Annotated in this window: 7 protein-coding genes; 3 read left to right on the top strand and 4 right to left on the bottom strand. The window is 74.7% G+C overall.

Annotation, left to right across the window (positions count from 1 at the left end; all coding sequences use genetic code 11):
* Window positions 1–16: 16 nt before the first annotated feature.
* The 4 genes from E2B92_RS17070 to E2B92_RS17055 form a co-directional block, all read right to left on the bottom strand.
* Window positions 17–883, bottom strand: coding sequence for a carbohydrate ABC transporter permease (locus E2B92_RS17070; RefSeq protein WP_126888465.1), 867 nt, complete (start codon window positions 881–883; stop codon window positions 17–19).
* Entirely contained in the window at window positions 880–2,229 is a 1,350-nt protein-coding gene (locus E2B92_RS17065) for a carbohydrate ABC transporter permease (protein ID WP_126888466.1), read from the bottom strand. Before E2B92_RS17065 ends, E2B92_RS17070 begins: the two co-directional genes overlap by 4 nt.
* A gap of 4 nt (window positions 2,230–2,233) precedes the next feature.
* Window positions 2,234–3,568 (bottom strand): ABC transporter substrate-binding protein, encoded by a 1,335-nt coding sequence (locus tag E2B92_RS17060; protein ID WP_126888467.1) that lies wholly within the window; start codon window positions 3,566–3,568, stop codon window positions 2,234–2,236.
* A 256-nt stretch (window positions 3,569–3,824) separates the two neighbouring features.
* Complete coding sequence (locus E2B92_RS17055; RefSeq protein WP_133087585.1) at window positions 3,825–7,094, bottom strand: FtsK/SpoIIIE domain-containing protein; 3,270 nt, start codon at window positions 7,092–7,094, stop codon at window positions 3,825–3,827.
* Window positions 7,095–7,536: 442 nt separating this feature from the next.
* Between E2B92_RS17055 and E2B92_RS17050 the strand changes: the two genes are divergently transcribed.
* The 3 genes from E2B92_RS17050 to prfB all read left to right on the top strand — a co-directional run bounded on the left by E2B92_RS17050 (window position 7,537) and on the right by prfB (window position 11,748).
* The gene (locus E2B92_RS17050) at window positions 7,537–9,228 is read left to right on the top strand and encodes a serine/threonine-protein kinase (RefSeq protein WP_126888315.1); all 1,692 of its coding nucleotides are present in this window, start codon (window positions 7,537–7,539) and stop codon (window positions 9,226–9,228) included.
* 107 nt (window positions 9,229–9,335) lie between these two features.
* Window positions 9,336–10,571 carry a serine/threonine-protein kinase gene (locus tag E2B92_RS17045; RefSeq protein WP_126888314.1) on the top strand — a complete coding sequence of 412 codons (1,236 nt, stop codon included), beginning with the start codon at window positions 9,336–9,338 and terminating at the stop codon, window positions 10,569–10,571.
* A 70-nt stretch (window positions 10,572–10,641) separates the two neighbouring features.
* Window positions 10,642–11,748, top strand: a complete 1,107-nt coding sequence (gene prfB / locus E2B92_RS17040) for a peptide chain release factor 2 (protein ID WP_126888313.1) — start codon at window positions 10,642–10,644, stop codon at window positions 11,746–11,748.
* Window positions 11,749–11,768: the final 20 nt, after the last annotated feature.

The raw sequence follows: 11,768 nt of genomic DNA, 5'->3' as shown, positions 1-11,768 counted from the left end.
GGGACGGTCGCGTACCTCATTTGACCGCACCCGCCATCACGCCGGAGACGAACTGCCGCTGGAAGGCGAAGAAGACGGCGAGCGGTATCACCATCGACACGAACGCGCCGGGCGCCAGGACGTCCACGTTGTTGCCGAACTGCCGTACCTGCTGCTGGAGCGCGACGGTGATCGGCGGCGACTCGGAGTCCGCGAAGATCAGCGCGACCAGCATGTCGTTCCACACCCACAGGAACTGGAAGATGCCGAGCGAGGCGATGGCCGGGCCGCCCAGCGGCATGACCACCCGTGTGAACAGCCGGACCTCGCCCGCCCCGTCCAGCCGGGCGGCCTCCAGCAGTTCGCGCGGGATCTCCGCGAAGAAGTTGCGCAGCAGGAAGATCGCGAACGGCAGGCCGAACGCGACGTGGAACAGCACGACCCCCAGCGTCGTCTCGAAGATCCCGACCACGCCGAACAGCTTCGACACGGGCACGAGCGCGACCTGCACGGGCACCACCAGCAGCCCCACCACGACCAGGAACCACCAGTCGCGGCCCGGGAACTCCATCCACGCGAAGGCGTACCCCGCGAGCGAGCCGATCACCACGACGAGGACGGTCGCCGGGACGGTGATCAGCACCGTGGACAGCAGGGACCCGGTGAACGTGTCGTTCTGCAGGATGCCCGCGTAATTGGCGGTGGTGAGCCGGGCGGGCGCCGTGAACACCGTCCACCAGCCGCTCGCGTTCATGTCGGCGGGGTCGCGCAGCGAGGACAGCAGCAGGCCCACGGTCGGCATCAGCCAGAACAGCGCGACCAGCACGAGGAAGACCCGCATGACCCCGCCACCGGTCCGCGCGGCGAGCCGCGCCGCCGCCGACGTCTTCGGCCGGTCGCTCATCGCCGGGTCTCCTTCCGGATGCGCCGGATGTTGAAGAACATCACCGGGATCACCAGCAACAGCAGCAGCACCGAGATGGCGCTGCCCACGCCGAGGTGCGCGTCCGTGCCGAACGACGACCGGTAGAGCTGGAGCGCCAGCACGTTCGCGTCGTCCTGGACCGAGCCGGGCGCGATGATGAACACCAGGTCGAAGATCTTCAGAACGTTGATCATCAGGGTGACCAGGACCACCGCCAGGACCGGCGCCAGCAGCGGGACCGTCACGCGGCGGAAGACCTGCCACTCACTGGCGCCGTCCACCCGGGCCGCCTCCAGCAGTTCGCGCGGCAGGCTCGCGAGCCCGGCGGCGATCAGCACCATCGCGAAGCCCGCCCACATCCAGACGTAGCTGCCGATGATGGCCGGGGTGACCAGGGACGGGCCCAGCCAGTCGACCCCGTTGTACTGCTCCCGGAAGTTGCTCCCGGGCAGCCGCAGCAGCGCGCCGTCCGCCTCGGCGGGCAGGGTGAAGGTGCCGTCGGCCGCCGCCGTCGCCGTGGCGACGACCCGGCCGTCCTTGACCGCCTCCACCTTCAGGCCCTTCAGGCCCAGCTCCTTGGCGTCGATGCTGTTGGACGTGCCGCCGCCGCCCCGGGTGAAGTCCAGCCACGCGGTCCCGGTGACCTCACCGCCGCGCACCGCGGCGGCCTTCGCCGGCTCGGCGTCCTCGGGCATGTCCGGCGCCGCCACACCGATCAGCGGCAACCGCGCCGGAATCCCCGCCCGCACCGGCTCCTCGGTGACGAACGCCCCGTCGCCCGCAGCCTTCAGCGGGTGGACGGGCAGCGGCCGCGCCCTGGGGTAGCTCGCCGACTCGGCGAACGTGTCGTGCACGCCCACCCAGACGGCGTTGGCGACCCCGCGGTCCGGGTCCTGCTCGTACACCAGCCGGAAGATGATCCCGGCGGCCAGCATCGAGATCGCCATCGGCATGAAGACGAGCAGCTTGAACGCCGTGCCCCACCGCACCCGTTCGGTCAGGACCGCGAAGATCAGGCCGAGGGCGGTGGCGACGGTCGGCGCCACCACGACCCAGACCGCGTTGTTGCGGACGGCCGTGAGGATCGTGTCGTCGGTGAAGATCTCGACGTAGTTGCCCAGCCCGGCGAAACCGCTGCCCGCCCGGTCGAAGAAGGACCGGTACACCGAGTACCCGATGGGGTAGACCACGAGCGCGCCCAGCAGCACCAGCGCGGGCAGCAGGAAGCCGGCCGCCACGAGCCCGCGGGTGCCGGTGACGCTCTTGCGCGAACCCGGGGGCGACGGCGGCGTGACCGCCGCGCCCCCCGCTGTCGGCTCCGCCATGGCGTCAGCTCTGGCCCTGGTACGCCTTGACCGCGTCGGCCTCCAGCCGCGCCTGCGTCCCCGCGATGTCCTTGGGGTTCTTCAGGAAGTCCTGGAGCGCCTTCCACTCGCCCTTGCCGGGCGTCCCGCCGAACGACTGCGGCATCTGGTCCGACATGTCGAAGCGGAAGTCGTCGCCCGCCGCGATGAGCGCCTTGCCGATGTCACGCTGGACGTCGTTCGGGTACGCCGCCGGGTCCATCGCCTTGTTGGGCGAGATGAACCCGCCCTCGCCCGCCCAGACGGCCGCCGCGTCCGGCGACGCCAGGAACGTCAGCAGCGCCTGGGTCGCGGGCTTGTCGGTCAGCGCGACCGCCACGTCCCCGCCGGTCACCACGGGCGCCTCCGGCCCCACCGCCGGGAAGGGGAACACCTTCGCGTCCTGACCGATCTTCGCCTCCGTCTGGGCGATGTTGATCGAGACGAAGTCGCCCTCGAAGACCATCCCCGCCTTGGGCTGGTCGCCGCCGGTGAACGTCTGGGTGACGGACGCGGGGAACTCCGTCTGGAGGGCGCCCGCCGCGCCGCCCGCGATCAGGTTCGGCTTGCCGAACAGCTCCGCGAGGGTCGTCAGGGCCTGCTTCACGGACGGGTCGGTCCACGGGATCTCGTGCCTGGCCAGCCGGTCGTACTTCTCCGGGCCCGCCTGGGAGAGGTAGATGTTCTCGAACCAGTCCGTCAGCGTCCAGCCGTCCGCCCCGCCGACCGAGACGGGCGTCACCCCGGACGCGGAGATCGTCTCCGCGGTGCTGATCAGTTCCTTCCAGGTCTTCGGCTCGGACACGCCCGCGTTCTCGAAGACGGCGGTGTTGTACCAGATCAGCGACTTGTTGGCGGCCTTGAAGTACACGCCGTACTGGGTGCCGTCCACCGCCCCGAGGTCCTGCCAGCCCTTGGCGTAGTTCTTGGCGAGCTGCGCCTTGGCCCCGGCGCCTGCCGGCTTGGCCCACTTGCGCTCCACGGCCTGGTGCAGCGCGCCGACCTGCTGGAGCATGGCCACGTCCGGCGGGGCCCCGCCCGCGATCTTCGTACCGATGTAGTTCAGCATCGCGTCCTGCGTCGGTACGTAGGCGACCTCCGCCCCGGTGCGCTTCTCGAACTCGTCGAGGACCTTGGTGAACGCCTCCTGCTCCGGGCCCGTCCACACCGCGACGACCTGGATCTTCTGGCCGTCCAGCTTGGGCAGCTCGACGCTCGCCGCGCCGGTCCCGGTGCCCTTGGTCGGCTCGGCGCCGCTGCCCTCGCCGCCGTCGCCGCCGCAGCCGCCGAGGGCCAGCGCGCAGGCGGCCGCCAGCACCATGACACCCCCGCGTGCCAGGCGTCCCGTGCGCGCCGTGTGCCCTGGGTGACCCGAGAATCCCGAGCCTCCCGTGCGCCCCATGCGCCCCGTGCGTGTCCTGCGTGTCCGAAGAGTTGTGCGCATCACTGCCCCGTCTCTTCCGTGCGCGTACGCGTCCCGTCCGTCAGGTCTACGCCCGGGGTTCGGGGCCCGCAATACCGCCTTCCGTGTCAACTCGGGGATCGTGATCCGGTCGTGACGTGCCGTCAGGCCCCTTTCACGCCCGGTGCGTCGGCACGAGCGGCGGCAGGGGCGTCGCCTGGACCGAGCGGGCCGCCCGCTCCAGCGCGCTGGCCAGCAGCGCGAGGTCCGTCGGGCCGTTGCCCAGCTCCCGCACCGGACGGCGGGCCGGCGGATCGCCCATCCGCTCCCACTCCAGCGGCACCACCGTGGGCCGCTGCGTGGCCGTACGGGGGATGCGCCCGGTGACCCGGCCGCCCTGGAACGGCGTCACCCGGCCGTCCGGGTGCCCCAGGCGGCCGCGCCCCGGCGCCGGGACGTCCGGCCCGGCGGAGGCGGGCGGGGCGTCCAGCACCACGCGCAGCCGGGCCGCCCGGGCCAGCTCCGTATCGGCCGTGCGGTCCGGGCGGGCGGACGCGGCGACCAGGTGCACGCCCAGGCGGTGCCCGTCCCGGGCCACGGCCTCCAGCGCCCGCACCACCGACCCGGCCGCGGGGCGGCCCGGGCTGCCCAGCGCGGGCGCGACGAGCGCGTCGTAGTCGTCGACCAGGACGACCAGGCGCGGCAGCGGTGGCGGCACCTCGTCCTCGGCGGTACGGGCCGCCGGGCGCAGCCGCAGCGTGCCGGAGGGAGGCGTGTCCAGGTCGCCGGGGGCGGGCGGACGCTGCCCCACCATGCGGTCGGCGACCTCCCGCTGGGTGTGCCACTCGGTGAACTCCTGGCGCCCCAGCAGCTCGGCGCGACGCTTCAGCTCCGCCCCCAGCGCCTGGGCGAACTCCCGCATCCGCACCGGGTCGGAGGCCACCAGGTGCTCCGTGGCGTGCGGCAACTCGGTGCAGGGCGCGAGCCCTTCGCCCCGCTCGCCGCCCGCCCCGTCCACGAGCAGCAGCCCCAGCCGGTCGGGGCGGGACGCGGCGGCCAGCGACGCGGCGACCGTGCGCAGCAGCTCCGTGCGGCCGCTGCCCGCCGGCCCCTCGACCAGCAGGTGGGGGCCCTCCGTGGTCAGGTCCACGGCCAGGGGCCCGCGCGGGCCGGTGCCCAGCACGGCGGTGCCGTCCGGGGCCGAGGCCCAGCGGGCCATCAGGGACGCGGGCGTGGCGCGGGCCAGCCCCAGCTCGTCCAGCAGCCGGGAGGACGGCGGCAGCGGTACGGCGGTGGCGCGGGGCACGCCCCCCGGGGCACCCGGGGCGCCGGCCTCGTCGCGGTCGGCCCGCAGCGGGGCCAGCGCCCGCGCGAACCGCTCGGCCCAGGCGGCCGACACCGCGTCGACCGTGCCCACGGTGCCGTGACCGGCGGGCTGCCCGCCGGCCGTGCGCATCAGGCGCAGCGCCGTCGCCACGTCGCCCGACAGCAGCGCCACGGCTCCGCACTCGCGGAACGCCAGGGACGCGGCGCACGCGGTCTCGTACGTCGCCGCGACCGGCGACAGGGGCGAGGCGGCCGGGGTCTCGGCCAGGCAGACCAGATGGATGCCGGCCGCCGCGCCCGCGCCGGCCAGCCGGGCGGTCGTCTCGCGCAGGGCGGCCGAGCCGGGATCGCCGTCCACGATCACCACCGTGCGGGTGCCGTGCGCCGCGTCGTGCTCCTCGGCGGCCCGGGCGACGGCCTTGCGGTCGGCGCTCGCCCAGGTGGGGCCGAGCGGCCCGTCGTCCAGCCGCCGGGTGAGCTCGGCGGCCCGGGCGGCCGCCTGCTCCCGGTCGTACGCGAGGAGCAGCCGGCAGTCCTGGCCGTGGGCCGGGCGCACATGCGGGAGCCAGCCCAGCCAGCTCCACTCGCGCGTGCGGCCCGCGCCGCTGAGCAGCACGATCTCCAGGTCGGTGGGCGCGTGCAGCGCGGCGAGCTGCGCCACCACGGAGCGGGTCAGGCCCAGCAGCCGTGCCCGTGGCCCGGCGAGCCCGAGCGACCCCGCCTCGCGGAGCCCGACCGTCACGGGTACGGCGGACAGGTCGGCCCGGTCGGTGGTGCCCAGCCGTACGACGAGCGCCTCCGGGTGGCCGGGGTCCCGCTCCCACAGGCGCGGTCCCGGCCCGAGCGCGGTGAGCAGCACCGCTGCCGGATCGGGCCAGGTCTCCCGGACGCTCCCGCCCACCGGGGCCACGGGGGCGTCCCCCTCGGGCACCTGCGCGGTCCCGTCGCCCCGCCCGCCCGCGAGCCGCCGCGCCCAGGCCCCTATGCCCCGCTTGCGCTGGGGCGCGGCGCCGGACGCGGGGGGAGTGAGGTGGGCGGCGTGGGTGGCGTGGGTTTCCTGGGTGGCGTGGGTGGCGTGGGTGGAGGGTGCCGGGTGAGTGGGGGGTGCGGGGGGGGGTGCCGGGGGGGGGGGGGGGGCGGGGGTGGGTGCCGGGGGGGCGGGGTGGGTGGTGGCCGGGTGGGTGGCGGGTGCCGTTCGGGGCGCGGTCCCGCTGGGGGTGTCCGTGGGGGTGCCGCGTGGCGGGGTGGCCTCTCCGGTGCCGGTACCCGCCTGCTGGGGCACGCTCCTGAGCGGCGCCGGGGCGGGTGGGGCGCCCGCCGGGGTGGCCGCGCCGGCCGGTCCGGCGGCGGGCGTGGCGCCCGGGGCGGACGGGCCGGTGGCCTGGCGCGGGAGCCGTGGCTGCGGGGCGCCGGCCGCCGGGGCGTGCGCCGTGGGGGAGGGCGCCGTGGTGGTGGACGGCGCCGCGCCCGGGCGGGCCACCCGGAGGTGGCCCTCGCCGTCGGGGGCGGTCGGCAGCGGGGCGCCGTCCGCCGAGGGCGGGCCCGCCGTCAGCCGCAGCGACGACTCGCCCAGCCGCAGCAGCGCGCCCGGAGCGAGGCGGACCGGGCGGGTGCCGACCTCGGCGCCGTCCAGGGTGGTGCCGTTCGTGGAGCCCAGGTCCGCGACCGTGACGCGCCCGCTGTCGGTGACGGTGACCGCCGCGTGCAGCCGTGACACGTCCGGGTCGTCGAGGGGCACGTCGGCGTCGGAGGAGCGGCCGATGCGGATCTGCCCGGCGTGCAGCAGGTGGACGCCGCCCGCGTCCGGCCCGGCCACCACGTGCAGCCGCGCGGAGCCGCCGTCCAGGGGCGCGTGGTCCTCGCCGGGCACCTGGAGCGAGAGCACCGCGCCGTCCACCAGCGGCGGCTCGCCCAGGACGCGGCGCTGCACGTCCAGCCGCTCCCCGCCCGCGTACAGCACGACGGAGCCCGAGGTGTCGGAGCCCGACACGGCGGCCGCCAGCCCACCCGCGACGGCGGCCAGCGCGGTCCCGGCCGGGGCGGTGACAAGCACGTCACAGGCCCGCCCAGCGGCCTGGCCGCCGGGCGGCGCCGCGAGGACGGTCAGCCGGATCTGCATCGCCGTCAGCGGTCCCTTCTGCGCGGCGCGCCCGGCAGGGGAGGGAATGGCCCGTCTCGATCTCCCCCCACCCGCCACGGACGCGTCGTCCGGTCAGGTCGGCACGGATCACGGGGCTCCCGGCCCCGCGATGCGCCGTGCTGGAGGCATCCTCCCACCTGCCGCTGACAACCCGTCGCCGACCCAGTCAGAAATGATCTTGATCGATCACCCCTGATCGTGAAAAGGGCTGCTTGCGCCCGGCTTGGGATCATGTGCGGCGGCGCCGGTCGTGTCACCCTGGCAACCGTGTCCCCTTCGAACGCGTCTTGCAGGGTCGAACGGGACCGGAGGACGACCCGCCGGTGTGCCACTCTCCGGCACTACAGTGGGTCGGACACCCGGGCGGGCCCGAGAGGGAGGCACGGGCCAGGCGAGGAACACGATCCAGGGAGCGCATGACGTGCGGCCGGTAGGCAGCAAGTACCTGCTCGAGGAGCCGCTCGGACGCGGCGCCACGGGCACCGTCTGGCGAGCCCGCCAGCGGGAGACCGCGGGCGCCGAGGCGGCCGTACCGGGGCAGCCCGGCGAAACCGTCGCGATCAAGGTCCTCAAGGAGGAGCTCGCGAACGACGCGGACGTGGTGATGCGGTTCCTGAGGGAACGCTCCGTCCTGCTCCGCCTCACCCACCCGAACATCGTGCGCACCCGCGACCTCGTCGTCGAGGGTGACCTCCTGGCCCTGGTCATGGACCTGGTCGACGGCCCGGACCTGCACCGCTACATCCGGGAGAACGGCCCCCTCAGCCCGGTCGCCGCCTCCCTCCTGACGGCCCAGATCGCCGACGCGCTCGCCGCCAGCCACGCCGACGGCGTCGTCCACCGGGACCTGAAGCCCGCCAACGTGCTGCTCGCCGAGCGCGACGGCCAGATGCACCCGATGCTCACCGACTTCGGCATCGCGCGCCTCGCGGACAGCCCCGGCCTCACCCGTACGCACGAATTCGTCGGAACCCCCGCCTATGTGGCGCCCGAGTCCGCCGAGGGCCGCCCGCAGACCTCCGCCGTGGACATCTACGGCGCCGGAATCCTCCTGTACGAGCTGGTCACCGGCCGCCCGCCGTTCGCCGGAGGCACCGCGCTGGAGGTCCTCCACCGCCACCTCAGCGAGGAGCCGCGCCGGCCCTCGACGGTCCCCGGGCCCCTGTGGACCGTCATAGAGCGCTGCCTCAGCAAGGACCCGGGGCGCCGCCCCAGCGCCGAGAACCTCGCCCGCGGCCTGCGCACCGTCGCCGCCGGCATCGGCGTGCACGCCACGCCCGCCCAGATCGAGGCGGCCGAGGGCGTGGGCGCCCTGCTCGCCCCCGACCCGGCGCCGGCGCCCGTCCCTCAGACCCCCGGCGCGGCGGACCCGACCCAGGTCCTGCCGAGCACCGGGGCCGCCCAGTACGACCCGGCCGCGCCCACCAGCGTGATGCCCACCAGCGGGCCGGGCGGCGCCGCCCCCGGCGCGGCCGACCCGACCGCGGTCATGCCGCCCGTACCACCGCGTCCCGACGGCCCGCCGCAGCCGGAGGAGCCGCACCCGTGGCAGAGCCAGCTCCGCGCCGCCCGGGACCGCAACGAGCAGACCCAGATCCAGTACCTGGACCCGGGCCAGGACCCACTGCGCCGCCGCCCGCAGCGGCAGGCGCCCCAGCAGCCCCCGCAGCACCAGCAGCCGTACCCCCCGCAGCCCCAGCGGCAGCAGCGGCCGCCCCAGCGCCCGCCGCAGCGTCAGCAGTACGCGCCGCCGCCCCCGCAGCAGCAGTACCCGCCGCAGCACCACCAGCCCCAGCACCACCAGCCACACCCGCCGCAGCAGCCCCAGCAGCCGGCTCCGCGTCCGCCGCGCGAGCCGCGCCCGCCCCGGCAGCGCAGCGCCAACCCCATGCGCATCCCGGGCCTGGGCTGCCTCAAGGGCTGCCTGTTCACGATCGTGCTGTTCATCGTGGCCGGCTGGCTCATCTGGGAGCTGACCCCGGTCCAGGACTGGATCGCGGAGGGCAAGAGCTACTGGCAGGCCATCAGTGACGGCGTGTCCTCGGTCTCCAAGTGGATCTCGGAGATCGGCGACAGCACCGGCAGCACCGGCGGTACCCCCTCCGGGCAGTAACTCTGCCGATTTGTCGACTTCCGGGGGGTGATTTCCCCCCGGAGGTGAATACCGGCGCCCGGGCCCGCGTAACTTTGTCGGGAACGCCAGCCGCTGAGGGAGCAGTCTTGGCACGGAAGATCGGCAGCCGGTACACGGCCCACCAGATCCTGGGGCGGGGCAGTGCCGGAACGGTGTGGCTCGGCGAGGGCCCGGAGGGCCCCGTCGCCATCAAGCTGTTGCGCGAGGACCTCGCCTGCGACCAGGAACTCGTCGGACGCTTCGTCCAGGAGCGCACCGCCCTGCTCGGGCTGGACCACGCGCGCGTGGTGGCCGTCCGCGACCTGGTCGTCGACGGCAACGACCTCGCGCTCGTCATGGACCTGGTGCGCGGCACCGACCTGCGCACCCGGCTGGACCGCGAGCGCCGCCTCGCCCCCGAGGCGGCCGTCGCCATCATCGCGGACGTCGCCGAGGGCCTGGCGGCCGCGCACGCCGCCGGGGTCGTCCACCGCGACGTCAAGCCGGAGAACATCCTGCTCGACATGGAGGGGCCGCTCGGCCCCGGCGGCGCCCACCCCGCCCTGCTCACCGACTTCGGCGTCGCCAAGCTGATCGACACCCCGGGCCGCACCAAGTCCACCCGTGTGATCGGCACGCCGGACTACGTCGCCCCCGAGATCGTCGAAGGGCTCCCGCCCCGCGCGGCGGTCGACATCTACGCCCTGGCGACGGTGCTGTACGAGCTGCTCGCGGGCTTCACGCCGTTCGGCGGCGGCCACCCCGGCGCCGTCCTGCGCCGCCACGTCACCGAGACCGTCGTCCCGCTCCCCGGCATCCCGGACGAGCTGTGGCAGCTCATCGTCCAGTGCCTGGCCAAGGCGCCCGCGTCCCGGCTGCGCGCCTCCGAGCTCGCCGCCCGGCTGCACGACCTCCTCCCGCTCGTCGCGGGCATGCCGCCGCTCGACGTGGACGAGCCGGACGCCGAGCCCGCCCCCGAGCCGTACGAGGACGACCCCTACCCGACGGTCCCGAACGCCCCGCGCCGCGCCGCCGTCCCGCTGGTCCCGGGCTCGCCCACCGACTCCAACCGGGACACCCACACCTCGATGCGCGTCCCGGCGCCCGACGAGCTGTCCGGCGGCCCCCACGGCACCGCCCGCGCCCCGCGCCCCGCCGGCGGCCGCCGGCCGGGCTCCGCGCGGCACAAGTCCGGAGCCGTCCGCAAGCGCCGCCTCACCCTCGGTATCGCCGCCCTCGCCCTGGTGACCGCCGCCGGGGTCGGCGGCTACGTGGCGACCAGCGACGACGACCCCGGCACCCCGCCCCAGGACTCCAAGCAGTCGGCCCCGTCACAGCCGTAGGGTCCGGATGAGAGGCCCTGGGTACCGCCTGGGGGCCCGGGGTGTCGCACACAGCCGTTACGCTGGTGTCGTGGCAGTCGTCGATGTATCCGAAGAGCTGAAGTCCCTCTCCTCGACCATGGGGTCGATCGAGGCCGTCCTGGACCTCGACAGGATGAGGGCAGACATCGCCGTGCTCGAGGAGCAGGCCGCGGCCCCGTCCCTGTGGGACGACCCGGAGGCGGCGCAGAAGATCACGAGCAAGCTTTCGCACCTCCAGGCCGAGGTCCGCAAGACCGAGGCGCTGCGCAGTCGTATCGACGACCTGGCCGTCCTCTTCGAGCTGGCCGAGGAGATGGACGACCCGGACACCCTCGCCGAGGCCGAGACGGAGCTGGTCTCCGTCCGCAAGGCGCTCGACGAGATGGAGGTGCGCACCCTCCTGTCCGGCGAGTACGACGAGCGCGAGGCGCTGGTCAACATCCGCGCCGAGGCCGGTGGCGTCGACGCCTCCGACTTCGCCGAGCGCCTCCAGCGCATGTACCTGCGCTGGGCCGAGCGGCACGGGTACTCGACGGAGGTCTTCGAGACGTCGTACGCGGAGGAGGCCGGCATCAAGTCGACCACCTTCGTCGTCAAGGCCCCGTACGCCTACGGCACGCTCTCGGTGGAGCAGGGCACGCACCGCCTGGTCCGCATCTCCCCGTTCGACAACCAGGGCCGCCGCCAGACCTCCTTCGCGGGCGTCGAGGTGCTGCCGGTCGTCGAGCAGTCCGACCACGTCGAGATCGACGAGTCCGAGCTGCGCGTGGACGTCTACCGCGCGTCCGGCCCCGGCGGCCAGGGCGTCAACACCACCGACTCGGCCGTGCGCATCACGCACATCCCGACCGGCATCGTGGTCTCCTGCCAGAACGAGCGCTCGCAGATCCAGAACAAGGCGAGCGCGATGAACGTCCTCCAGGCCAAGCTCCTCGAGCGCCGCCGCCAGGAGGAGCAGGCCAAGATGGACGCCCTCAAGGGCGACGGCGGCAATTCCTGGGGCAACCAGATGCGTTCGTACGTCCTGCACCCGTACCAGATGGTCAAGGACCTGCGAACGGAGTTCGAGGTCGGCAACCCGCAGTCGGTCCTCGACGGCGAGATCGACGGCTTCCTGGAGGCGGGCATCCGCTGGCGGAAGCAGCAGGAGAAGTAGTCTTTCGCAACTCCCGGATT

The organism is Streptomyces sp. WAC05374 (genome assembly GCF_004353505.1).
Lineage (GTDB): Bacteria > Actinomycetota > Actinomycetes > Streptomycetales > Streptomycetaceae > Streptomyces.
This window is presented reverse-complemented; position numbering and strand designations above follow the sequence as displayed.